Source organism: Rhodococcus sp. IEGM 1306 (assembly GCF_036541985.1).
GTDB lineage: Bacteria > Actinomycetota > Actinomycetes > Mycobacteriales > Mycobacteriaceae > Rhodococcus_F > Rhodococcus_F qingshengii.
This window is the reverse complement of the sequence record NZ_JAZHFF010000009.1, coordinates 24,228-48,754: the sequence shown is the minus strand read 5'-3', so window position 1 is coordinate 48,754 and position 24,527 is coordinate 24,228. Positions and strand designations below refer to the sequence as shown.

Genomic DNA, 24,527 nt, shown 5'->3' with positions numbered 1-24,527 from the left:
CCGGCATCAGTAGTGGGTAAGTCGCGTCAGGGGGTTGCGGCCTGGGCGCCCGCGTCGAAGCCGGCCGGAATCTCGAAGATCTTTCCGTCGAACCCGGCGCGGTAGAGATGCCCGGCCGCGAAACCGGAATTGCCACGCCCGTAGGTCAACACACTCGACGCTTGCAGTCCGCTGGTGAGCGAGCAGTACTGGCCGGGTCCGTCGATCCGCCACACCTCACCACTGATGTCCGTGGGAACAATTGCGCGATCTCGCGAGTCCAAGGTCAAACCATCTGGGGCAGAGAAGGTTTCGAAACCACCGAGATCGACCAACGACTCCGAATATCCCGGATTGTCCACGGAGATGCGGCTGACACCCGGGTTTGCGAACGTGCGCGAAACGTAGAGCCAGCGATTATCGGCGCTCAGGGCAGCGCCGTTTGCACTCGGGAAGGTTGCCCACGCCGGGTCGACGGAACCATTCGGGCTGACCTTTCCGATCAGCGAACCGAAATCGTTGGTGGCGTAAATCGTCCCGTCGTGCGCGACGGCAAGGCCGTTTGCAGCGCTCAGACCACCGGCTATCGGCGTCACGGCACCCGAGTTCACGTCCACCCGCGCGACCGACGCAGCACGCGTCAGATCGCCGATCAGCACGCCGGCGTTTGCTCCGGTACCCACCAGCAGTGAACCGTCCGGGCTCCACGCGAGTGCGCCCGCACCGCCGGGAACCGTCGCGATCGGAACTGCGGCCTGACCAGGCCCGTCGACGCGGAAGATCCGCCCACTCACCAGGTCGGTCGTATACAGGCGCCCTTGCCCGTCCACCGTGACACCCTCGAGGGCAGCACCCGGAATCTGGGCGCTGAGTATGGCGGGTGACGATCCAGGGCAAGGCGGAGCGGCGGCGGCACCGGACACGCCCAGAGCCAGAAGCGAACCGGCAACAAGAGCACCGGTGATACCAACACGAATACCGCGATCGAAGATCCTGGTGCGCATCTGCGCAACGCTAGACCCTCTGTCCGATTTCGCCTAGAGACTCCGAAGGAAAGAGATCAAAAGTTCATTGACCTCGACAGCGCGTTCTTGTTGTACGAAGTGCCCCGCACCGCCGAGGAGATGTACACCCCGCAGGTCGGGGACAGTGTCCTTCATTCGGTCCAGTGCCTTGGGACCGCTCATCGCGATGACCGGGTCTTCCGCGCCCGCAACGAAGAGCGTCGGGACCTCGACGTGCGCGCCGTCCAGATCCGCGCTGCGTTCCCAATTGGCGTCATACGCTCGGTACCAGTTCAAGCCACCGGTGAAACCTGTTGCAGTAAAGGCCTTTACATAGACATCCAAATCATCCTCGGTGAGCCACGACCACGGCAACGCCGGCGCCTCGGGAAGTACGTCGAGATAGCCGTTTCCTTCGGAGGGGTTCTTCCACACATCGAGGTACCGGTAAGCCCCGGACAAGGCGTGGAAGAGCCGCTGAAGGAATTCACGTGGACGGGCGTCGAGTTCGCGCTCCGCGACACCCGGTTCCTGAAAATAGTGAATGTGCAGAAAGTGCTTGCGCGCCAAGGCGGCGTAGATGGCCGAGGGCTTGGCCGGGAATCTGTCCGGCGCATAGGGAACCGCCAAGGAGACCAGTCCCGCAACGCGATCGGGGTGACGAAGCGCTGTCGTCCACGCGGCCGGAGCGCCGAAATCGTGTCCGACGAACACCGCTTTGTCGATTCCGAGAGCGTCGAGTAGGTCGATCAGCCGGTTCGCGACGGCGTCGTTGGTGTAGTCCTCGATCGCGTCGGGGCGGGTAGTGCCGCCGTAACCGGGCATGTCGAGTGCAATCGACCGAAAACCCGCTTCCGCCAACGCTGCCGACTGATGGCGATAGCTGTATCCGAGGCCGGGAAAGCCGTGGCACATGACCACAGCTGTCCCGGAACCGGAATCGTCGATCTGCCAACAGAATCCGTCGACGTCGATCGTCTTGACCGTCATGTCAGGCGGTGATCATGTCTTCCTGGTTCCAGAATGCGCGCATCGACAGGATCTTTCCGTCGTCGTCGAAGGTCATGACGTCGATGGGTGCGATGGTCAGGGTCTGCTCGCCGAGCTTGGTGATCAGCGAGAAGTGGAATGCCGCTTCGTTTCCGGCGATGCGGAGGGTCTGAAGGTGAGCTTCCTGGTCGAAATTCTCGATCACGGAGTAGAACTCGAGAATGGACTCGCGGGTGGTGCGCACGTCGGTACCAACCGGGTCTTCGACCGTTGCACCCTCTGCGTACAGGGCCACAACCTGGGCAGCAGTGCCCGTCGCAACGGTCTCGATGTAGGCGTCGACGGTCTTGCGGATTACCTCTGCGGACGGTGCCATGGTCTACCCCTCGTAGTTAGAACAGGTTCTAATTCTGAGGATAACCTACGACTCTGTTCCACGGGTCAGCTTTCGAGCACCTTGCGCAGGCGAGCCTTCTTCCGGTTCTCCCGCACGATCCAGACGACATCGGTGTCGTCCGACGCCCCCAGGGAGACGAATGCCGGCAGGGCATTCTCCGGATCCGCCGCAACCGCGACACTCCAGCAGTATCCGAGCGTCTGCCGGAGAGTCCATGTGTCGGCGTCACGACGGGAATCAGCCGGTTGCGAGACGATCCACTCGGTAGCGTCTCGGCACACCTGAACGGCCAGCGCAGCGTTGGTCTTGTCCTTCAGCAACCGTGGCTCGCAGATCCCCGCAGCCGCTGCGCGCAGCGTCAATGGATGAGCGGAGCGTGACCACTGCTCGATGATCGCCCGCAATAATTGCGGATCCGTGTCGCCTATCGCCTGAACGGCCATCGCGGCAGCTTCACGTGCACGCCACGACGCACTGGTGGTTGCCTCCGTCAGACTGTTCAGAACAGCCTTGTCGCGTGAACGAACAAGGATGAATCCGAGCCCGACGATCCCACAGCAGCGGATGTATTCGTCCTCGGACTCCGCCGCCAGCAGGATGTCGTCGTCATCGGCGCCGCGCGCGAACTCGAGCATGAGCCCAAGGTTCGCGCGCGGGCCGGGCAATCCTGAACGCTCCGTCAGGTAACTCCACAGTTCATCGCCGTCCAGATCCGCGAACGTCATGGGAGTCCTTTCGTCGTTACACCCAATCCTGTCAGCCCGGATCTACACGCGCAGCATTTCCGATCAGTGAGCAGGGAGGAGGGACGTCTCCTGCTGCACACCGTCTTCTGCGCCGATCTGGACGATGTTTCGCGGCAGGAACACGGCTGCGATCGCGCCGAAACGCCAGTTCCGCCGAAGTGTTCCGCGAAATGATCACTGAGTTAGGCGATCACATGCTCAAGGCGACAGTCGGCCGGCGCGAGCAGTTCGCTCAGGCATTCAGCCTCCTGATCGAAAACGCAGCGACCACCCTCTACGGCGATGCAGTAGAAGAGCTTTCGGAAATCGGAACCGAGGATGCGGCATGAGTAACGCCAAGGACCGGATACGCGGAAGTGCTGAGCGCGCAAAACCCAGCCATCACTGGCATCGCCGAAAATGTCATCACCTCATCCGAATTCAATGACACTCCCACTGTGCGCCGACTCGCCCGGCCCCTGTGGCGAGCATCATCGGAGCCGCTCACGGCGCCGCTGCACTGCACGAAGACATCGACATCACCTCCCGCATCGAGGACCTCGTCGTATCGCACCTGCACGCACACCCGGTCGACCGCATTTCATGCCAGAATGCGAAACCACAATGGAATTCGAGAGACCGTGTTTCTGCAGAGTGTTTCGATCTTGAACTGTCCAGTCCCGTAAGTCTGCAACAGGTACGCGCACTCTTCCGGCGTGAGCTTGTGCTGACGGCCCTTCATCTTTCCGGCAACCGCCGCCGCATCCCGCGTCCTCGACCGGATCAGGTCTGACTCGAATTCGACCATCAATCCGAGGACGCCGATGAACATCGTGCCCATCGGATCGGCGGGTTCGTAGATCTTCCCGTCGATCGACTGCGCAACATGCTTATCCGCCAGTCGCCCGCGTTTCGTGAAGGTCCTTCGATGCCATACAGGATTCTTTCAACGGACGGTAGAAATGAACGGAACGCGCCGAAATTTCCCCAGGTGAATCGCATGCAGGAGTGTGTTTGCAATCGTCCGGTATTACGATGGTCAAATCGCACACCCGAACTCGCAGGGGCGATCTGAGAGATGCTCGTCTATTGAAGGATTATCGGATTTCTTGTGTGCTCCGACACGGCAAGCTCGAAAGCATGAGAATCTCGTTGGGTACTGCCTGGACGATCTTGATGTTGGCCGGAGCACTGACGGCCTGTTCGCCTCGTGAAAACGAAATCGAGTCGTCTGATAACCGTTACACCCAGTCGGGTTCTGTTGAAACCCCTGATGATCGCCGGGCCGATCGCGACTTGGCCGGAAGGCCCTACGGGCATGCCGCAATTGCCATACTCAGTATTCTCGGCCGACGACTTGCGCATAGGTGCATCCGCCGATGACGGCGTTGTCATAATTCACTCGGAAATCAGTACGGAACCCACGTGGAGGTCACCGTCAGTTAGGTGCAATCGCCACCAGTTGACGAAGAGGGTTGGGATGAGTCGTTCGATCTCGAATTCTCGACCGCCGACGGTCCGATGTACGTGTATGACATGAATTCGTTTTCGTACACGAGCGGTGTCGAACAACCCATCACCTCTGACGGTCCGGGTACGTACACCATGCGGGTTTCTATCCGTGGCCGGCTAGCGAATCGAAACGATGTGAATTCGTCGATTCCGGAAAGCTATTTGTTGCAGGTATTGAACTCGGCGGCAGCAGAGTAGGCGAGTCTCCGTCGTTGGGATGGGAATCGTCCGTCTCGGCGATGGTCAAAACGTACACCGAAACCCGCAGGAAGCCACTCAGCGAACTTTCGAAGTTGTGGATCGCGAAACCGAAGTCCGACGCATAGACACCCTCGGTGTGTCGTCTCCGAGACCTGGGGGACTGTGGATCGGGAGAGCGAAAACGCACAGGAGCCCTGAGCGAAGAGGTCCTTGCGCCCGACGGCGCAGGCAGAGACCCGTGCGTAGCTAAAAGTAGCGACGCTCCGCAACTTGACGATAATCCATAAGGTCACTGATCACTTCCGGACACAATGCTCGGGACATACTTCGTTCCAGATCACCAAAAATCAATACCTGTGGCTCTCGGAATCATTGGCACGTTTCTTACAGAACTATGTGGCACGGAGTCACCTGCAGAATGACTTGCTGCGGGTTTCGGTATGCGTTTGACCATCGAAAAACCGGACTACCGGAAACCTTCTCGCCATTGCCAGGTGTTTCGTCGGCGAGTAAACGAGGGTGGCCGCTCACCCCTGTGGGTGAGCGGCCACGTTTCGGTGGTGCGGTGAGACCCGGTGGGTCAGGGTATCGAAGTCAGGACCCGAAGCCCTCGAATGATCCGAGAGGGCTGGTCGACGGCGGTGTTGTCAGCGCACCCACGGCGAGCGAGTGTAAGGCGCCGGCGGCGATGGCGGTGTAGCCGCCGTCGGTCGGTGTGCCGTTGAGCTGCCCGTAATCGTTGTTTCCCCAGGATTTGATGTGGCCGTCGGCGGTCAGTGCAAGTGCATGGCCGTTGCCGCTGGCGATAGCGGTGTAGCCGCCGTCGGTCGGTGTGCCGCTGACCTGCTCGTATTTGTTGTTTCCCCAGGATTTGATGTGGCCGTCGGCGGTCAGCGCGAAGGAATAGTCGCCGCTAGCGGCGATGGCGGTGTAGCCGCCGTCGGTCGGTGTGCCGCTGACCTGCCCGTAATCGTTGTTTCCCCAGGATTTGATGTGGCCGTCGGCGGTCAGCGCAAGGGAATGTAAGGCACCGACGCCTGTTGCGATGGCGGTGTAGCCGCCGTCGGTCGGTGTGCCGTTGAGCTGCCCGAAGCCGTTGTCTCCCCAGGATTTGATGTGGCCGTCGGCGGTCAGTGCAAGGGCATGTAAGGCGCCGGCGGCTATGGCGGTGTAGCCGCCGTCGGTCGGTGTGCTGCTGACCTGCCCGTTATCGAGGCTTCCCCAGGATTTGATGTGGCCGTCGGCGGTCAGCGCGAGGGAATGATCATCACCGGCGGCTATGGCGGTGTAGCCGCTGCCGGTCGGTGTGCTGCTGACCTGCCCGAAGCCGTTGTACCCCCAAGATTTGATGTGGCCGTCAGCGGTCAGAATAAGGGAATGGGAGTAGCCGGCGGCGATAGCGGTGTGGGTCTGCCCGGCGGGCGCGGTGGGCACCGCGCTCTGCCCGAGGTCGTTGTATCCCCACCCGATGGCCTGGCCGCCGGGTGAGACCGGGACCCCGACCGGGGCAGCAGCGGCGGGGGCGACAACGGCAACAGCGATGCCGGTGGCGGTGAGACCGGCCAGGACAGCGCGTAGGAGACGGGACCGACCTCCGACCCGCGTGGGGTGTTCGAGCAATGGGGTAGGCATGCGGCGGCTTCCTTCGTTCGTGTTGGAGGGCGAACGCGGACCAGGGATCGCCAGTCCGGGCGGGTGCAATATCCTCGTTCGACAGATGTGATCAATTGATACATGAAGGCTTACGCGACGCGGAAGGTTTTAAGACTAAATTCATTCGATTAGATGACACAAAGCTGGATCTTTTTCGGCTCTTCCAACTTATCCTGGACCGCTGGCTCATTTTGAATCGCACCGGAGTTTCCGGAGACTTTGATGTTCCCCGAGTTTTCCGGGAGTTCGTTTGTTTACTTCAGGCGTTGATGCACTCGAGAGAGGTCCACCATGCCCCGACGCTATCCATCCGAATTCCGCCCGAAAAGTCCTCGCCCTGTTGAAGTCAGGTCGCACGGTCGCCGAAGTCGCCTCATTTCTCGATGTCACCGAGCGGACCGCCTACAGGCGGAACCAAGGGCTCATCGATACCGGCCAGAAGTCGGGGGCTGAGCTCGATCGAAGGCGCTGAACTCGCCGTCGTATCGCAGAAGTCGAGACCGAGCTTGCCATCGCCAAGCGCTCCACCTAGTTATTGAAGTCGGTGGAGCTCCCAAAAAAGACGGTTCGAAGCGATCGAGGTGATTCTTGAAGTGAAGGGAAGGCCTGCTCGGTCGAAGATGCGGAGTCGAGATCTTCGCGTATCCGGAAAGTAGCTATGTTCCACAACTTTTTGGAATCCACACAGTGAACCATCGATATTGGACATGAGTTTCGGAACATTCGTAGTGCCGGCTCACCAAGAATCTTTCACATCTTTCCGAAATGGATCTTGGTCTCAACAGGTCAACGCATCACCCACGATAACCGATCAGCCCCAGAAGATCGGGTCCCCACCGCTGTCAGTGTGATCGAGCAAATCCTGAACATGCGGACTCGGCTCCAAGAACTGGTAGCGATGAAACTTGAGGTCCGGTCCCCCCAATACAAACTCCACAACCCGGTTTTCTTCGTGAAATGCAGCCGGGCGATCGGGAAACGCGTCCACTCAGGGCCGAGGTCCTCTCGCCACGGCGGCTGGCATTCGCAGATCGTCAGATGACGGGGTGCAATGTCGCCTTCGACCCGAATCTCATGACACAGACGGTCGGGAACCCTACTTGCGCAATACTTCACGACCCGCGCGACATCGAGTTCGGGAAGTCCGGTGGCAGTCATGCCCCCATCATGCCAACCGTCATCGGCGGCCGGCTTCGCTATCCGGTTGCGCAGGAACCGAGTACCCGTTCCTATCGCCGGCGTGGACTGTCCCAATCGAGCACACGACAAGGTCGATCGTTGAGCCTGGCCGAGATCGTGTCCAAGTCATCTTGACTGAAACTGCGCAGGTCAGCGTTCTTGCACAGGTACTGACGCAGCAAGCCGTACGTATTCTCGTTCGTCCCGCGTTGCCACGACCATCTCTCGGCTTGAGCCGAGAACACAAGAAGGACTACCGAGATCACTTGATTTACTTTGGTCACCTGAGGCACTGGAATAGCCAAACGAGCGCTCTGGCAGCCCGATTCCGTGCGTGGTCCTCTGACGATGAAAATGAGCAGCTCGCCGAACACTTACTCAATATGAGTCGTCCTAATTGGTGGAAGCACCGCCTACTGCAGTGGACTCTCTACGTCTCTGGAGGCGCAGCTCTGTTTCTAGCTCTCGCGGTTCTCTGGCGCTACCGAAGTCGCGGGCTGTACGTACGCCAGCTCCCGCTGCGGAAATAAGTCTTCCGTCTTTGAAGGTGCGCGGTTGGATAGGGAACGCCGATCCCACTACCAATTGTCGAAAACCGATCGGTTTTCGTCGCCCGGTCGATGATTGATGGTGTGCAGGTCAGACCTGTTGGGGTTTGTCGATAACTCGTGTCGAAAATCTATGTCGAATAACCGGTCGGAATACAGTTTCCGGCAAAGGAGGTAGTGTTTGACGCTTTGTTGCAGGATTACCGAATATTTGAGCTCGACCCGCGGCCGCATTGATGCCGCTGTCACCGGGGAACACTCGTCGGGTGTGTGTTGCGACTGCGTAAGCCGGCTCGGGCACTGTTCTTCGGTCGTTAAGGGTGTAGCCCCGAGGTGAGAAATCACCTCGGGGCCTCACTTTTCCTCACGTGTTGAGGTTTCATCTGTGCGTTGCGTGGTTCAGCTGCCGAACAAACTGCCCAGGCTTCCTGATGATCCGCCGCCGTTTCCGTCGGGGTTGCCGGGTTCGGTGGTGGGAGGGATGGTGGGAGTTGTTCCGTCCACGATGAACATCAGCGGGCTCTGGTCGGTGAGTGGTTGGTCGGTGACGTAGATGGGGATGCGGTACATCCGGCCGTCATCTCCGACCAGCTCGAGATGGTGTTGGCCGGCTGGTACGTCGGGAATATCGAATTTGACGACGGTAGTGCCTTGATCATCGACGTCGAAGGTGCCGATCTCGATCGGATCGGACTTGAACCAGCCTGTCAGCTTCTTGAGTTTCGATTTGATTCCGACCGCTGCGACGATCGAGGCCATAATGTGAGTCCCGACCTGGGCAACCATCTGGTCTGCGTGGAGTCCGCCCTGCTGGGTGGTCGGGCTGTATCCGAGTCCGTCGAGCAGGATTTGTGCTCCGCAGGTGGTGGTGTACTGCCATGCCGGTCCGCCTGATGAATCCTTCACTACCGGGCATTGCATGGTCAGTGCTGAGTACATTTGGTGGGGGCCGACACCGGCAAAGTGGAGGTGCGCTTGCGCGGAGCTGGCATCGCAGATGATGTCTCCGATCACGCAGATCGAGGACACCAGTCCTGGGTGGGCGTCTTTGAATGCGAAGGTGGCGGGATCGGCGAAGGCCGAGGTGGCGCCGTGTCCGTTCGCTGAGCCCAGTGTCCACCAGTTGCCGACATTTTCGACTCGGTTCGGGCGGTGTGCGGGGTCGCCGATGACGACGATCTTTTCGACCTGAGCGAAGGTGGTGGTGTTCCCGGTTTTGTGTGCGGCGGCCATCGCGGTATTGATCACGTCTGCGCCTTGCGAGTACCCGACCAACGCCACGTGTGCGTCGCGGCATTCACTGGTGATGTGTGCCAGTGCGCTGGCTAACTGGTTTGCCCCGACTTTGACCGATCGCGCGTATTCATTCAAGTAGTAGTTGGGGTTTCCGAGGTCGACGGGTATCGCAGGGTACGCGATGGTTCGGAGCTGAACGGGTGTGAGGCTGGGTGCATTCGACGCTACCTGCGACAGGAACTCGGTGTGCACGTCGCCGACCGGACCGCCTAAGCCGGTGTTGGGTGTGTTGTAGGTCGGGGCGCCGGGTGACTGTTCGTACTGTTCCAATGTCCTGTCTTGTGGGTATTGCGGGCCTTCACCCGAGCCACGGACCCCGACGAAATACGTACTCTTACACACCGGTTCCGGATCAGGATTCCCCGGCACACCCGGATCGACGATGCCTGTCAGGCCGACCACGTCGACCGGTGTTCGACGATCGGTGGTGGTGCCGTCCCCGAGCTGGCCGGACGAGTTGTATCCCCAGCATTTGGCGTTGCCGCTGGACAGGAGCGCACACGTGCTGCCGTAACCGGCGGTGAGGGCGGTAGCGCCGGACAGACCGGTCACGTCCACAGGTGTCAACCGATCGGTGGCGGTGCCGTCTCCGAGCCCACCCCACCCGTTGTGGCCCCAGCATTTAGCGGTGCCGCCGGGCATCAGCGCACACGTGTGGTAGTAGACGCCGGCAACGAGGGCGGTTGCGCCGGAGACGCCGATCACGTCGGCCGGTGTCGACTGGTTGTTGGTGGTGCCGTCCCCGAGCTGGCCGGACGAGTTGTATCCCCAGCATTTGGCATTGCCGCTGGACAGGAGCGCACACGTATTGCTGTAGCTGGCGGTGAGGGCGGTAGCGCCGGAGATGCCGACCACCTCGACCGGTGTCAACCGATCGGTGGTGGTGCCGTCCCCGAGCCGTCCGTACGAGTTGTGGCCCCAGCATTTAGCGGTGCCGCCGGTCATCAGCGCACACGTATGGTTGCTGCCGGTGGTGAGTGCGAGGGCACCGGAGATGCCAACCACCTCGACCGGTGTCAACCGATCGGTGGTGGTGCCGTCCCCGAGCTGGCCGAACGAGTTGTATCCCCAGCATTTAGCGGTGCCGCCGGGCATCACCGCACACGTATTGCCGTAGCCGGCGGTGAGTGCGAGGGCACCGGAGATGCCGACCACCCCGACCGGTGTCAACCGATCGGTGGTGGTTCCGTCCCCGAGTTGCCCGAATTCGTTGTATCCCCAGCATTTAGCGGTGCCGCCGGGCATCACCGCACACGTATGGTTGCCACCGGCAGTGAGTGCGAGGGCACCGGAGATGCCGACCACCCCGACCGGTGTCAACCGATCGGTGGTGGTACCGTCCCCGAGTTGCCCGAATTCGTTGTCTCCCCAGCATTTAGCGGTGCCGCCGGACATGAGTGCACACGTGTGGTCGACGCCGGCAACGAGGGTGGTTGAGGGCGGCGCGGTAGATGTCGTCGATGTGGTGACCGGATCAGCGTTCGCTCGCGCCGCCACACCCGACGGCACCACGATCCCGGACACCACGAGTATCGCAATCACCGCCGAAACCAGCCACGACAACCGATGATCGAAAACTGTGCGACGCAACATAACAGGTACCTTCGGGTCGGGTGTCGTTCGTGAGACTGGAGAATTCGTTCATACCGGTCGGCGCCTCAGAACCGTTGAACCATTTGCAAGACAACGGAAGTCCAGTGATCGAGACGCATCACCTGTCTCGAGACATACTGTGTGGATGTGATCTGGTCTAGTCGATCCGTTGGGTCACGAGCCGAACAAGGATCCGAGGGAGCCGGAGCTACCGCCGCCGTGGGGGGATTGCTTGGGTCAGTAGGTCCCCCAGGTTCTTCGGTACCGCCGACGGTGAACGATGCGAAGTGGGTGACGTCGTCGCCGGCGTAGTTGCCGTTCTCGTCGTAGGGGGTGCATTTTCCGATGATCGTGTACGTGCCTGTGGACAGCGGGATCGTGTTGACTCTTGGGCTGGTGTACCCCAGGTCGCGTACTCCTGCAAATCTCGGGGTCTCGAACAGTGCCGGGTCATGTGCGAGGAACTCGTACCCTCCTGTCCATCCCGGACCTGATGGTGGGTTTACAGGCAGGTTGCCTTCGGCCTGCGCATTGAGGTCGGAGGGTGAGCCGGGGACGATCAGACCTGCGTTGCACACTTGGTAAGAGGGTGCGGTGAGCGTGATGGTCGCCGCGGTTTCGGTGGTGGTGATGGTGTAAATATCGGATTCGGGTCCGGTGAGGAAGGGATCCGCTGCTGCGGCCCCGGTTCCTGCGGAGACGAGTAGAGCGGTGAATCCTGCGACAGCGCAGACTTTGCGCATGGTGAAGTCCTTTCGGGAGGAGTGTTGGCCGACGTGCGCTTCTCGAGGTGTGTTTGTCAGCGGGAGCTAGGCGTCAGCGTGTGAGGGAGCGGGTTGTCATCTGCACCAGCTGAAACCGACCAGTCGATCCACCTGGAATGAGTCAAAAGTAGTCGAATGGATCGATGGCGCACAGACCCCAAAAATGGTGGCACAGCCGCTATGAGCAAGCAGACCTGATCAGATACGTGGGGCGAGCGGTTGACCGCCCGGGTCGTATTCGACTCGGACGATGTCGTCGCGGGTGCTGTGGACGATGGTGGCGAGAATGCCACGCCCGGGTGGGAGGATCCGGATCGTGAGTGTCCCGGATCGTGCTCGGATGAGTGCGTCCGCGGCGGCGGCGATGACGCGGTCTCGTACTTCTTCGGGTGCGGTGTCGAGGGCGTGGTCGTCGAGCAGGATGACCTCGACGCCGCGTGTGCGGGCAGCACGCGCTTCGGCGGCGATGTGGGGGACGGCGAGGATCGACGCTCGCAAGGTGTCGCGAAGGTGCGCTTCGAGGAGTTGGCAGTCGAGGCGTTCCTGGCCGGTCAGTGGGTCGGCGTGGGTGATGCGTTCGAGGAGGGGCCGGGCGAGGTCGTCCAGGCGTGTGAGTTGGGCGTCGCGTTCGTCGAGAACGGCGGTGTCGGCTGCTTCGGCGGCGATGCGCAGCGTCGCTTGTCGGCGGAGGGCGAAGATCTCGCGTGCGGCGGGCCGGATGGTCCAGGCGAAGAAGGTCGCCATTAGTAGCGGTGCGAGGTTGATCGCTGACATCGACAGCCCGTAGGCGGCGCTTTGACCGGTCCGCTCCGCCCAGAGCATGCAGCTGGCAAGAACGGCCGCCATACCGATCCACGCCCACACGGTGCGGCCTCGGACACACATGTAGGTGTAGATCGCCGTCGACGCTGCCAGGGGCCACAACTGAAGGAGCCCGTCGATTGGAACGGGGACGACGACAAAGATCAGATTGACCGCGATCGGCCCGGACAGCGTCAGGTACGTGGTAGCCGGAGCCGCAAGCGGATCGCCCGGAACCCCGATGAGGCCCACTGCGCCGATACTGACGACGATCCAGGCTGCGAACTCGAACCATCCACCTCCGGGTGGATTCGTGGACCAGGCGACCAGAGCGAACGTCGCCACGAACGCGGTGACGACGGTTTTCGCTGCGATGGTGCGCAGACCGAGCAACTCTCGAACATCGTGAACATCGTTGTAGTGGTGAGTCATTCGGATTCCCACCCTAGATGTACTGTCGTGCCGACGCCGGGGCTGGTATCCACGTGTGCCGATCCGCCGGGGACGGCGCGCATGCGGCCGAGGATGCTGACGGTGATGCCGAGTCGGTGCGGCGCGACGTCGGAAGCAACGAAGCCGGACCCGTTGTCAGCGACCTCGATTCGGACGCCGGTCCTGGTCACTGCCGTGGTGACCGTTCGCAGTGCATCAGGTCCGGCGTGCAGGCGAGAGTTGCGCAGGGCCTCGGACAATGCCGACCCCAGTGCGCGAACACACTCGGCAGGCAGGAACGGCAGCGGCTCGGTATCGGTGTCAATGACTTCGAACCTGGCCTGGGCGTCGGCGTCGGTGGCCGCGGTCCTCAGATGGACAAGTGCGTGTTCGAGTGAGAACGGTTGTGCTGGTTCGCTTCCGATACGGAGATCGTCGAGTTCCGCCAGCGTTGTTTCGGAGAGGTCGCGGAGAAGTGAATGCGGCTGCCCATGTGAGGCAGCCAGAAGCGTTGAGAGCACGCTGTCATGGATGAGCGCGTCGAAACGTTCACGCTCGACGATACGAGCACGTTGGGCGGCAGCGTCAGCTGCCGCGGCGTATGTCTCGTCGGTGGTGGCATCGAGTACCCGCCCGGTGCGTAGTGCCATCGCGGCGCCGCCGACGAACAAGGTGCAGAACATGATCGCGAAGGCGATCTCCGGGACCAACATCCCTGATTGCGCGCCGTCGCGGGCTACGAGGTTGATCAGCTGTACACCCGTGCACCCGATCGCCAGGTGAACGAATGCGGCCGGTGTCGACCAGACAAGTACAGCGGCGAGGCTTGCCAGACCGGGGAACGCGGCCAGCCACACGCCATCATTGGCGGGGAGGTCCGGTCCGTTCCATGCTGCCGGCCAGGTGGCCACCGCGATAAGAAACACCGTCGCCGCTAAGGCAGCGGCGGCGCGCATCGCCTGCGTCTCGGTTCGAAACGACAGCGCGCCGGGGATGAGTCCGGACCCGAACACGGCAACGACCATGATCGGCGTCCACCACGGAGCCATTCGCGGAGCGAGTTCGGTGATCGATGGCCACAAGATCACCAGGTATGCGATGTATCCGATGCTGGTGAACCTGGCGAACATTCGCAAGATCCGGTCGGTGTCTTCCGTCCGAACGGCATTCTGTGGAGGGCGAAGCGACTGACGGGTCATCGGATCGGATGCTCTGGAACCGGAAGCCAGCCGTCTTCGACGGCGCGCTTGTAGAGGTCTGTTTTCGTTCGCGCCGGCCGGCCGGCGTCGGCGTATTTTGTGCGGATCCGTGCGAGGTAGTCGTTGACTGTATTCGGAGTCAGCCCGGTCATCCGCGCTACGCGATCGGCTTTCTCTCCGGACGCGTACAAGGTGAGGACGTCTCGTTGTCGCGAGCTGAGCCCGACGGCGGGTAGGTCGGGATCGCCGTCGATCGCGGCGGCCCATTCGGTGGTCGCCACAGGGTGGCCGGCGGCGGCGGCAGCGATGGCGTCAACAACCTGCTCGGTCGGCGCTGACTTACGGATAACACCCAGCACACCCGCCTTCGCAGCCAATCTGACCAGGTAGGGATTTTCCGCGCCGGTGAACACCAACGCTTCCAAATTCGCAGCCCGCAGTCGGTCGATATTCGCAGTCGGGGAGGAACCATCCGCCAACCTCAGATCTAGCAGCACGAAATCCAACGAAATCTGTTGATCCAGCAGCTCTGTGACTGTGGGGGCCGACGCCGCGATTTCCAGATCGGGATGTTCGGCCAACATAGCCTGCAACCCCAGGACCACTGCGGAGTGATCTTCGACCACGCCGATCTGCTTCACATCGGAATCTCTCACCACATCAGCCGTCCTCTGTCGAGGGCGCTGAACCGATCCCAGCTACCCCTGTGCATCATCGATATTTCAGCACATCGGTACTGCGTTAGTGTTCGATCACCGGATACATGATCCTTGCGGATCGTCATCGAGGTCTGTACAAAGCAGCGTGCGAGAAGACAAGCGAACGTCCAGTGCCCTGATCGGCACATACACGGGGAGACTCCGAATGTGCTCTCCCCGGCCTGATTCTGGTAGATGCCGACGACTCCATATCTGTCGAAAAACTTTAAATTAGTGCAGTTCCCGACAGATGCGGTTCGGTTACGCAAGGGTTCCAAGCGCAGATTAGAACCCTGCTCCACAGGTCGATGCCCTGACTCAGGCGGATGTCGACGCCGTGAAAATTCACAGCCGTGAACATTCACACCGGTCACGCGGGCGGCGCGAAAGCCTCACGTCCGCAACTTGATGCGGTGCTGACCCGACTATGTAGCGGTGACACGTTGGTGATCACCCGACTGGATCGGTTGGGGCGATCGGCGTTACATCTGATCACTCTCGGCGCCGAGTTACGCGAGCGCGAGATCGGATTGAAAGTCTCGAGCAGGGCATCGACACCGCCACAGCGGAAGGGCGAGCGATGTTCGGAATGCTGTCCGTCCTTGAGGAACTCCACCGTGAATTGATCGTGGCCAACACTCGGGACGGCTTGGCCGTTGCGCGGGTGCGCGGCAGATGGGGCGGCCGTCCGTCGAAGCTCAACGACGATCAAATCGCACTCGCCCAGCGACTCTACGACGCGGGGGAGAAGACGGACGCGCAGATCGCGGCGATGTTGAATGTTCCCCGCACTACTGTCCCTTGGTATCACAGTGAAAACCAACGGATGGTTTGATTCATGGCATGTTCGACGTCGATAATTCGCCGGAGTCGATGGTGATTAAGCGAAGTCAGAACTGATTCCACCATGTGGCAAATGCGTTCCAGGCTGTGCTGGTCCACCCCCAGACGGGAGGCATGACAAACAGGTCAGGTAAGTATCCGATCATCGTTTCGTCTCCTCAGAGTGGATTCCACCAGGCGGCCAGTGGCAGCAAGAATGCGTACCAGAACAGAACTTCTTCGGGAAAATCAGGTAGGCGTCCGATCATGCATATTTCCTTCCCTGGCTTACTTCGTTCATCGCGCCTGATAGTGGCGCGTTACGGTGCAGGCGCTGCGCACAGGAGCAGTGCGCTCGAGAGGCGGGAAGCGGCTGGGGTCTGGGATGGCCGATAAATCGTCGGGGAAATCTCTACGCTTCCGGGGGCGACACGCCGCTACTCCGCGGGACGGCTCCGGTTCCGCGCCCCTTCGAAGGCGCCTTAGGGATCGCCCGGGCCAGCGGAAACGGCTTGTGAAACACCAAGTCTGGCTACTCTACCCAGCTACCTCGACGGCCGTGCCGAACGCGCTACTGAAAAAACGGGCCGGCCGGACAGGATCTCGTAAGGCCCCCGTTAATACCACGTCGATCGCGATAAGCAACGGCAGGTTGTGCTCCGAAGAGCAGCGCGACTCCGATTCCGGCGACGATCGATGTTCGTCGGTCGATGGCCAACTGGGCTGGAAGTACGTGCCTGAACATCGAGCGGGACGTTCATGAGACTGTCCCGGCGGACTCGCCGCACGGAACTCCTACGTAGCTAGATCGAGGAGCTGAGCTCTTCCCGTACGTTTCGCATGGTCGCTGTCAGGAGTCCTTGGGTTCCTTGGGTTCGGGCTCGGCCCACGCGGCGACGTTGGCGGCACCTCGTGCCAACTGCCGTCGCCCGGACGTCAATACTTCAGACGTCCGGTCCTTTGCCGCGACCAATACATCGGCGATCCGCGCGTGTTCCGGGCTGTCCCACTGCGTAATCTGCAGGTTCCGAGCCTGGATGAAGTGATCCAGAATTTCGCGCAACGCGTCGCGGTGCCGGCCAAGACCGCGGGCGGCAATCTTGTGATGCGCTTCGTTCAGGCGCAGCACGGCATTAATTTCCAAGACCTCTCGCATCCGCGCAACTAGCTGTATGTCGGCCTCATGCTGCTCGCGGAGGGTTGTGCGCGCGCTGGTGATGGTTTGGTCCACGTGCTGCGGCTCAGTGTTTCGCACCTGTTCCAGCCTGAGCTTGTGCCACTGAAACAGTGATTTTTGGGCTACGACCAGCAGTTGCAGGGTCTCTCCGAGTCTGTTCTTGTTCAACAGCTGCTCAAGCTGCTCGGATCGCTTGCCTGGGCCAGCGCGTCCGTCCAGCGTTTCCAACTGTTTGACGGCATGGACCCGAAGTCTCTCAATCCCGACTTCCAAATCTGCCCCCAGCGAGGCGATCGATGACCAATCTGTGTTGGTCAATGCATGCCCCGACGCCAAGTCCCGCACTTTGGCCGAGAGGAGACGGTGCTGTCCGTACACGTCCCCGATCCGATGAGCCTCGGCCAATCGGAGTAGCTCGTCCACCTTGTCTTCGATCACGTCCAGGTGCTCATGGACCTGGTCGAACTGGGCGCTGATCGCCGCTTCTAACGCGGCGATCGCAACCATCTGCGGTCCTACCCCCGCCACCATCGCGCCAGGGTTCGCGATCCGCGCGTTGGAGATGATCTTGCCGCTTTGTGGATTACGCACCATCTTGTGATAAGTGACGGTTGCCCCGGATTTCGGCCGAGCGAACAGCTCGTGGTATCGCTTGCCAACCGCGTATGCGGCTCCGACCGCGCGGCCCCCAAATGCCTGACTGGCCATCTTCGGCAACATTGTGCCGGAGTCGATCGGGACAGGTGAGAGCGCTGTGTCCCACTCGAGCGCAAAGGCCGCAATGGCATCTTCGGTACCGACAAGCGCGGTACCGAGCTCGTCGTCGATGACCATCAGCTCCATCGAGTCCTCGATGCCCAGCCCGTCCGGCTCGATCGGCGACAGGTCACCCACGTGCGACTCCTTCCACCCGCCCATGCGAATGCATATTCACGTTCTTCTCATGGCATTCTGCCTTGCTCCACTGACATCGCCCGTACGAGCTCCGCCAGAACAGCCAGGGAACCGGTTCCGACTGCCTCCGTGAGTCCCGGATGCCGCAGGAAAATAGCAATGATCAGGTTATATAGGGAATAGATCCCTTCTGTGTGACCGCACTGTCCCCTGCGACGGCGAAGGAGCACCGGTGAGCACCGCATCCAACCCGCAACCACGCCTGACGGAAGCCCAGATCGACCGCGCGATCGCCGCCGCCACAGCCGGTCACCGCATGGCGGACATGGAGCCCACCGCCGCGGACATCGCCATCGGACGCCGACAACTACGCGGAGAAATCACCGGCGACGAAGCCGTCGAACTTGCCCTCGCCGCAGCATTGAACGAACGCAAGGAGCAGCGCCCATGACCGCAGCACGCAAATCCGCCTCTCGCGACATCGAAGATTCCGTCAAGTTCGCCGCAGCGGGAATTCGCCTGGCCGGCGGAACTTTCACCCCGGCCGATGAAGCGGCCGCTCGCCGGGTCGCTTCCAAAACTCGCACCCCGGAAGGAGAAGTCGCCGCGTTTCGCCGCGAACTGGGGTACTGACGTCCCTTCCCGCGGAAAACTCCATGGTTTCGTTCCTGGGATGACTATTACATCGCCGGAACAACTGTTCTACGCAACAATCTGACCAGCGCAACCGACCTTACGGAACCACCGATCCCGACAAACTCCGACTGTTCGAAGAGCGCGCCGCGTCTGTGCGCCTGGTCGCTGCAAACTCGACCCCATTCGCGGTTCATTCGACACAACTAACTCAAAGCCATCCACCGAGCACTCTTTCAGGACGTGTACGACTGGGCCGTATAAGAACGCACGGGCCCGCTCAGCGAGATGCGCAAAAGGCCGGACCCGCCTTCGTCTATTACCCGCCAGCGATCCTCGCGCCCATGGTGAACTACGGCTACTACCCAGCCCCGGCCATTGCCGATGCCGCCAACCTCCAATTTCGTCGACTCGCCAACACGATCGCCTGCGCGGCCGAGACCGCGAAGAATTCCTATCCGGCCTCGCCGAACACTGGGGAGAAATCAACACCATCCACAGCTTCAGAGAAGGAACACCAGAACACAATTCGTGTTCTTCTCCGAACTCGCCCGCCACGCCGGGTACGAACTCGACGTCACGCAGTTCACCGAAAACCGGTCACTGCGAACAAAATTCGTTCACGCACGCTTCTACAAGCAATCCACCACCCGAGCAGACCGCCTGGAAGTATTGCTGGACAAAGCGCTCACCGACACCCGGCCGCAGGTTTCGGCGGAGTCCGCCGAAGGCGGTGAACTCGGCGACTTCACGCGTACCGCCCGCCTGGCTTTCCCTGCACCGCCGATAATTCCGGATCCGTGTCACCTATCGCCTGAACGGCCATCGCGGCAGCTTCACGTGCACGCCACGACGCACTGGTGGTTGCCTCCGTCAGACTGTTCAGAACAGCCTTGTCGCGTGAACGAACAAGGATGAATCCGAGCCCGACGATCCCACAGCAGCGGATGTATTCGTCCTCGGACTCCGCCGCCAGCAGGATGTCGTCGTCATCGGCGCCGCGCGCGAACTCGAGCATGAGCCCAAGGTTCGCGCGCGGGCCGGGCAATCCTGAACGCTCCGTCAGGTAACTCCACAGTTCATCGCCGTCCAGATCCGCGAACGTCATGGGAGTCCTTTCGTCGTTACACCCAATCCTGTCAGCCCGGATCTACACGCGCAGCATTTCCGATCAGTGAGCAGGGAGGAGGGACGTCTCCTGCTGCACACCGTCTTCTGCGCCGATCTGGACGATGTTTCGCGGCAGGAACACGGCTGCGATCGCGCCGAGAACTGCTGCAGCAGCACCGATCAGGAACGCGATACGCATGCCCTCGTCGGTGTAGAAGACAGCGCCCTCCATCGCCATCGCGATGTGCGAGTTCAAGACCGTGAAGGCGATGACGGGAAGCACTGCGGGGAAGATGCTCTGGAAGACCGCAACCATGCTCGCCGTGGTTGCCTGCAACTGCGGCGGCACTGCCTCGATGAGCAGGTTCGGGATGGAGGCGTAGCCCATACCCATACCGACACCGAAGATTCCGGCAAAGATGATGAGCAGAGGCTTGTTGTCGTGAATGGTTGCCGTCAACGTGAATCCGACTGCCATGAGGATCATTCCGATGATCATCAGCAGACGGGGCCGGATGTTGCGCCCCACGAGGAAGCCCACGATCAAACCACCGACCACCACCATGCCGCCAAGCGGCGCCTGGAAGATCGCGAATCCCTCTGCCGTGACGCCGAATCCGTATCCCAGGCCGAGAACTGCTGGGGTCATCACCATCATCGGCAGCAGAATCGTGAAGACTCCCGACGCGCCGTAGCAGAACCCGGCACCGACGGCAGTGAGCATCACCGAACGCTTGCCGAAGTAGCGCAGGTCGATCAGGGGCTCTCGGATGGCTCGGGCGGAGGCAACCCAAGCCACCAACAGTGCGACGCCGCCGATCAGGTAGGCCAGTGTCGAACCGTTCTTCCAGCCCCAGGTCGGTCCGAAGCTGACGCCGATCAGAATTCCGGCGATGCCCGATCCGAGCAGTACCGCGCCGATCAGGTCCAGCGAAGAGCGAAGTCGGACAGTCGATTCCGCCGTCGAAGCGAAGATCATGCCGCCGAGGAGAACCAGCCCGACGACAAAGAACCAGAAGATGCTCCGGAACCCGTGGTTGTCGATCAACCAACCGGAGACGAACGGGGCCGGAATCGCGATCAGACCCATACCGGAAGTCGCGATACTGACTGCCAGCGCAACAGTTTTCGGCGGGAAGACATCTCGAATGAGGGAGTAGCTCAGGAAGAGGCAGGGAACGAGAAGACCCGTCAATGACCGGCCCAGAATCAGGACGGCATAGCTCGGCGCAACCGCCGAAATGAAGGATCCGACCGCTGCGCCGGCGACCGCCAAGAGCAGGACTTTTCGCTTGCCGTACATGTCGGCGAGCTTTCCGAGCAGAGGAGACGCGACCGCCCCCAGCAGCAAGAACGACGTGAGCAGCCAAGCTCCCTGCGTCGTTTGATAATGCGCCGAGATGGCCGGCAGCGCAGTGGAAATCATCATGTAGCTCACCGCGAGCATCTCGAGAAGTAGAACGATCGACGCCAGAGAGAACACCAGTCGCGGAGTCCAACGCTCCGGTATCGATGTCGGTTCGGGCGCACTAGGAGACGAACCGGAGCTGTGGACGTGAGACGCCATGGCTGGAAGATCCTTTCGGGACACCTACAAATTCGATTGACCCCCTGTCGAATACCGCCGACGGGGGCCTTGCGGGGAAGTGCAGTGGAACGACAGCTACCGCTCTCGGCAACGTGTTACGTGCATCACAGCCCTCACATCGAACACGCGCTACCAAATGTTCCGTGGAGCGGGACATTCAGGACAACGACTGATTGGCGTCACAAACTCGAACCTGGCTTTGGATTATGAGCAACGGCAACGATTTTCGGTTCGAACTTGAACGTGGAGCCATTCCCATCTTCGAAATACCGAAACCCGTACTTGACGATCCCGCCTTTGAGGTTCCCCCTCGGTGTCAACGTCGGGAATCATCCCCAGAAACGACTGTGCGCCGTTTCGGTAGCGGTAACTACCAAAACGGCGCACAGGGGCCGAAGGCCCTACAGAACTATGTTGACCATCTTGCCCGGCACAACGATCACCTTGCGGGGTGCGTTGCCCTCGAGCAGAGCGACGATCTTCTCGTCGGCCAGCGCAATCTCTTCGACAGCCTTGCGATCGGCATCCGCCGGGACGCTGATGCGGCTACGAACCTTGCCGTTGACCTGGATCGGGTACTCGACGGTATCCTCGACGAGCCACTTCTCCTCGACTGCCGGGAAGGGTCCGTGCGCAAGGGATTCCGTGTGACCCAGACGCGACCACAGCTCTTCCGCGAGGTGCGGCGCCAGGGGAGCGAGCATCAGCACCAGCGGCTCGACAGCAGCACGCGGCGCACCGCCCGGGAACGCCTTGGTGAGGTGGTTGTTGTACTCGATCAGCTTCGCGGCGGCCGTGTTGTCGCGCAGCGCCGTGTAATCCTCGATGACACCGGAAATCGCCTTGTTGAGCGCACGCAAAGTCTCTTCACCAGGAGCTTCGTCGGTGACACGGGGCTTGCCGGTCTCCTCGTCGATGACGACGCGCCACACTCGCTGCAGGAATCGCGCAGCACCGACGACGTCCTTGGTAGCCCACGGACGCGAGGTGTCCAGCGGACCCATCGACATCTCGTACACACGGAGGGTGTCTGCACCGAACTCGGCGCAGATCTCGTCCGGCGCAACGGCATTCTTCAGACTCTTGCCCATCTTGCCGTACTCGCGGTTGACCTCGGCACCCTCGTAGAAGAACTTGCCGTCCCGCTCGACGACCTCTTCTGCCGGCACGTAGACGCCGCGGGCATCGGTGTACGCGAATGCCTGGATGTAGCCCTGGTTGTACAGGCGGCGGTACGGCTCGCTCGAGGACACGTAGCCCAGGTCGAACAGAACCTTGTGCCAGAAGCGCGAGTACAGCAGGTGCAGCACTGCGTGCTCGACGCCGCCGACGTACAGGTCGACTCCACCGGGATCGTTGGGGCCGTGCAGTTCCGGACGCGGGCCCGTCCAGTACGCCTCGTTCTGCGGGTCGCAGAAGGCGTCCTGGTTGGTGGGGTCGATGTAGCGCAGCTGGTACCACGAGCTACCTGCCCACTGCGGCATGACGTTGGTGTCGCGATGGTAGGTCTGCAGACCGTCACCGAGATCGAGCTCGACGTTGACCCAGTCGGTCGCCTTGTTCAGCGGGGGAGAGGGCTCGGAGTTGGCGTCGTCCGGATCGAAGGACACGGGTGCGTAGTCCTCGACCTCCGGAAGCACCACGGGCAGAGCCGAATCCGGCAGAGCGTGTGCGTTGCCGTCCGCGTCGTAGACGATCGGGAAAGGCTCACCCCAGTAACGCTGACGCGCGAAAAGCCAGTCGCGCAGCTTGTACTGGATGGTGCCCTTGCCCTGGCCGCTCTCCTCGAGGCGACTGATGACGGTCGCCTTGGCCTCGGCTACGTCCAAACCGTCGAGGTAGTCGGAGTTCACCAGCGGGCCGTCACCGGAGTACGCAGCCTCCGAAACATTGCCACCGGCAATAACTTCGAGAATATCCAGACCGAACGCGTTCGCGAACTCCCAGTCACGGTGATCGTGTCCCGGAACTGCCATGATCGCACCGGTGCCGTAACCCGTCAGAACGTAGTCGGCGATGAAGATCGGAACCTTGTGTCCGTTGACCGGATTGACGGCGTAGGAACCGAGGAAGACGCCCGTCTTCTCCTTGTTTTCCTGGCGCTCCAGGTCGGTCTTGGCGGCAATCGACTTACGGTATGCAGCAACAGCTTCCGCCGGAGTCGTGGCACCGCCAGTCCAGCGCGCGTCGACACCTTCGGGCCACTCGTCCGCGACGAGCTTGTCCACCAAGTCGTGCTCAGGAGCCAGCGTCACGTAGGTGGCGCCGAACAGCGTGTCCGGACGGGTAGTGAACACATCGACGCCGTACTCGCCTGCAGCAAAGGTAACTTCGGCACCGTACGAGCGTCCGATCCAGTTGCGCTGCATGGCCTTGACCTTGTCCGGCCAATCCAGGTACTCGAGGTCGTCGACCAGGCGGTCGGAGTACGCGGTGATGCGCATCATCCACTGCTGGAGATGCTTACGGAAGACTGGGAAGTTTCCGCGGTCACTACGACCGTCGGCGGTGACTTCCTCGTTGGCCAGGACGGTACCCAAACCGGGGCACCAGTTGACCATCGAATCCGACTGGTAGACAAGGCGGTACGAGTCCAGAACCTTGGCCTTCGCGGCCACGTCCAACGAAGCCCACTCGCGTCCGTCTTCCAGAGCGCGCTCACCGGAATCGAACTCGGCTTCCAACTCGGAGATACGACGCGCCTTGCCGGCAGCCTTGTCGTACCAGGCGCCGTGGATCTGCAGGAAGATCCACTGCGTCCAGTGGTAGAAGTCGACATCCGTCGTCGCGAGACTACGACGCTCGTCGTGGCCCAGACCCAGGCGTCGCAGCTGGCGCTTCATGTTGGCGATGTTGGACTCGGTGGTGGTCCGTGGGTGGGTACCCGTCTGCACGGCGTACTGCTCGGCCGGGAGACCGAAGGCGTCGTAACCGAGGGTGTGCAGGACATTGCGGCCCTGCATGCGATGGAAGCGCGCGAAGACGTCCGTAGCGATGTATCCGAGCGGGTGACCGACGTGCAGACCCGAACCCGAGGGGTACGGGAACATGTCCTGCACGAAGAGCTTGTCGGCGGGAACACCGTCGGGCGAGGAGAGCGGACCGACCGGATTGGGCGCGTTGAACGTGCCTTCCTCACTCCAGCGGTCCTGCCAGTGCTGCTCGATCTGGCCGGCGAGCTCCGCGGTGTAGCGGTGCTGCGGAGTTGCGTCGGCTGGTGAATCGGGGGACTGCGGAGACTCGGTCACTGTGGTCGCTATCTACTTGGCTGACGGAAATACCGATAACCAGGGTAGAGCCTGCACGACCCGGGCATACCATCAACTCCACTC

General features: G+C 61.3%; 21 protein-coding genes and 2 pseudogenes. 6 read left to right on the top strand and 17 right to left on the bottom strand.

Features of this window, described 5'->3' with window-relative positions:
• Positions 1 to 26: 26 nt before the first annotated feature.
• The 4 genes from V3587_RS23475 to V3587_RS23460 form a co-directional block, all read right to left on the bottom strand.
• A complete protein-coding gene (locus V3587_RS23475; protein ID WP_007729077.1) occupies positions 27 to 983 on the bottom strand; it encodes an SMP-30/gluconolactonase/LRE family protein in 957 nt (318 codons plus the stop codon).
• 33 nt (positions 984 to 1,016) lie between these two features.
• A complete protein-coding gene (locus tag V3587_RS23470) occupies positions 1,017 to 1,973 on the bottom strand; it encodes an alpha/beta fold hydrolase (RefSeq protein WP_149357876.1) in 957 nt (318 codons plus the stop codon).
• 1 nt (position 1,974) lies between these two features.
• A complete protein-coding gene (locus V3587_RS23465) occupies positions 1,975 to 2,349 on the bottom strand; it encodes a nuclear transport factor 2 family protein (protein WP_003942502.1) in 375 nt (124 codons plus the stop codon).
• 65 nt (positions 2,350 to 2,414) lie between these two features.
• On the bottom strand, positions 2,415 to 3,095 hold the full coding sequence (locus V3587_RS23460) for a hypothetical protein (RefSeq protein WP_283377596.1): 681 nt from the start codon (positions 3,093 to 3,095) through the stop codon (positions 2,415 to 2,417).
• 191 nt (positions 3,096 to 3,286) lie between these two features.
• On the opposite strand from V3587_RS23460, the gene V3587_RS23455 reads away from it, so the two are divergent.
• Positions 3,287 to 3,445, top strand: a complete 159-nt coding sequence (locus V3587_RS23455) for a hypothetical protein (protein WP_283377597.1) — start codon at positions 3,287 to 3,289, stop codon at positions 3,443 to 3,445.
• Between the two features lie 251 nt (positions 3,446 to 3,696).
• On the opposite strand, the gene V3587_RS23450 is transcribed toward V3587_RS23455, so the two are convergent.
• From V3587_RS23450 to V3587_RS23435, 4 genes and pseudogenes are all read right to left on the bottom strand, one after another.
• Positions 3,697 to 3,927, bottom strand: a complete 231-nt coding sequence (locus V3587_RS23450; RefSeq protein ID WP_230793348.1) for a hypothetical protein — start codon at positions 3,925 to 3,927, stop codon at positions 3,697 to 3,699.
• A 1,475-nt stretch (positions 3,928 to 5,402) separates the two neighbouring features.
• Positions 5,403 to 6,440, bottom strand: coding sequence for an RCC1 domain-containing protein (locus tag V3587_RS23445; protein ID WP_283377598.1), 1,038 nt, complete (start codon positions 6,438 to 6,440; stop codon positions 5,403 to 5,405).
• A gap of 807 nt (positions 6,441 to 7,247) precedes the next feature.
• Positions 7,248 to 7,619: a DUF3024 domain-containing protein gene (locus tag V3587_RS23440; RefSeq protein WP_442973151.1), complete on the bottom strand. Its 372-nt coding sequence runs from the start codon at positions 7,617 to 7,619 to the stop codon at positions 7,248 to 7,250.
• A gap of 71 nt (positions 7,620 to 7,690) precedes the next feature.
• A pseudogene (locus V3587_RS23435) lies at positions 7,691 to 7,855 on the bottom strand (IS30 family transposase); the annotation flags it as partial.
• Here V3587_RS23435 and V3587_RS30710 point away from each other — a divergent pair.
• Positions 7,850 to 8,170, top strand: coding sequence for a Pycsar system effector family protein (locus tag V3587_RS30710; protein ID WP_442973150.1), 321 nt, complete (start codon positions 7,850 to 7,852; stop codon positions 8,168 to 8,170). The pseudogene V3587_RS23435 and the gene V3587_RS30710 sit on opposite strands and share 6 nt — an antisense overlap.
• A gap of 417 nt (positions 8,171 to 8,587) precedes the next feature.
• Here V3587_RS30710 and V3587_RS23430 read toward each other — a convergent pair whose 3' ends face one another.
• From V3587_RS23430 to V3587_RS23410, 5 genes are all read right to left on the bottom strand, one after another.
• On the bottom strand, positions 8,588 to 11,077 hold the full coding sequence (locus V3587_RS23430) for an RCC1 domain-containing protein (protein WP_317829764.1): 2,490 nt from the start codon (positions 11,075 to 11,077) through the stop codon (positions 8,588 to 8,590).
• Positions 11,078 to 11,142: 65 nt separating this feature from the next.
• Positions 11,143 to 11,820: a hypothetical protein gene (locus V3587_RS23425; protein ID WP_283377600.1), complete on the bottom strand. Its 678-nt coding sequence runs from the start codon at positions 11,818 to 11,820 to the stop codon at positions 11,143 to 11,145.
• Between the two features lie 219 nt (positions 11,821 to 12,039).
• A complete protein-coding gene (locus V3587_RS23420) occupies positions 12,040 to 13,074 on the bottom strand; it encodes a hypothetical protein (RefSeq protein ID WP_161121366.1) in 1,035 nt (344 codons plus the stop codon).
• Positions 13,071 to 14,273, bottom strand: coding sequence for a sensor histidine kinase (locus V3587_RS23415; protein ID WP_161121367.1), 1,203 nt, complete (start codon positions 14,271 to 14,273; stop codon positions 13,071 to 13,073). Before V3587_RS23415 ends, V3587_RS23420 begins: the two co-directional genes overlap by 4 nt.
• Complete coding sequence (locus V3587_RS23410) at positions 14,270 to 14,929, bottom strand: response regulator transcription factor (RefSeq protein WP_283377601.1); 660 nt, start codon at positions 14,927 to 14,929, stop codon at positions 14,270 to 14,272. The genes V3587_RS23415 and V3587_RS23410 overlap by 4 nt, the downstream gene beginning before the upstream one ends.
• 395 nt (positions 14,930 to 15,324) lie before the next feature.
• Between V3587_RS23410 and V3587_RS23405 the strand changes: the two are divergent.
• Both V3587_RS23405 and V3587_RS23400 read left to right on the top strand, forming a co-directional pair.
• Positions 15,325 to 15,590: pseudogene (locus tag V3587_RS23405) on the top strand (recombinase family protein); the annotation flags it as partial.
• Positions 15,591 to 15,599: 9 nt separating this feature from the next.
• Complete coding sequence (locus V3587_RS23400; protein WP_411742245.1) at positions 15,600 to 15,806, top strand: helix-turn-helix domain-containing protein; 207 nt, start codon at positions 15,600 to 15,602, stop codon at positions 15,804 to 15,806.
• A gap of 837 nt (positions 15,807 to 16,643) precedes the next feature.
• Here the strand turns inward: V3587_RS23400 and V3587_RS23395 are convergent.
• Entirely contained in the window at positions 16,644 to 17,864 is a 1,221-nt protein-coding gene (locus V3587_RS23395; protein ID WP_161121368.1) for a hypothetical protein, read from the bottom strand.
• Between the two features lie 232 nt (positions 17,865 to 18,096).
• On the opposite strand from V3587_RS23395, the gene V3587_RS23390 reads away from it, so the two are divergent.
• Together V3587_RS23390 and V3587_RS23385 are read left to right on the top strand one after the other, a co-directional pair.
• Positions 18,097 to 18,315 carry an antitoxin VbhA family protein gene (locus V3587_RS23390; protein ID WP_042451760.1) on the top strand — a complete coding sequence of 73 codons (219 nt, stop codon included), beginning with the start codon at positions 18,097 to 18,099 and terminating at the stop codon, positions 18,313 to 18,315.
• Complete coding sequence (locus tag V3587_RS23385) at positions 18,312 to 18,497, top strand: hypothetical protein (RefSeq protein WP_042451762.1); 186 nt, start codon at positions 18,312 to 18,314, stop codon at positions 18,495 to 18,497. Before V3587_RS23390 ends, V3587_RS23385 begins: the two co-directional genes overlap by 4 nt.
• Before the next feature lie 748 nt (positions 18,498 to 19,245).
• Here V3587_RS23385 and V3587_RS23380 read toward each other — a convergent pair.
• The 3 genes from V3587_RS23380 to leuS all read right to left on the bottom strand — a co-directional run bounded on the left by V3587_RS23380 (position 19,246) and on the right by leuS (position 24,443).
• On the bottom strand, positions 19,246 to 19,605 hold the full coding sequence (locus V3587_RS23380; protein WP_283377605.1) for a hypothetical protein: 360 nt from the start codon (positions 19,603 to 19,605) through the stop codon (positions 19,246 to 19,248).
• A gap of 63 nt (positions 19,606 to 19,668) precedes the next feature.
• On the bottom strand, positions 19,669 to 21,174 hold the full coding sequence (locus tag V3587_RS23375; protein ID WP_030537475.1) for an MFS transporter: 1,506 nt from the start codon (positions 21,172 to 21,174) through the stop codon (positions 19,669 to 19,671).
• Positions 21,175 to 21,596: 422 nt separating this feature from the next.
• Entirely contained in the window at positions 21,597 to 24,443 is a 2,847-nt protein-coding gene (leuS, locus tag V3587_RS23370; protein ID WP_162114253.1) for a leucine--tRNA ligase, read from the bottom strand.
• Positions 24,444 to 24,527: the final 84 nt, after the last annotated feature.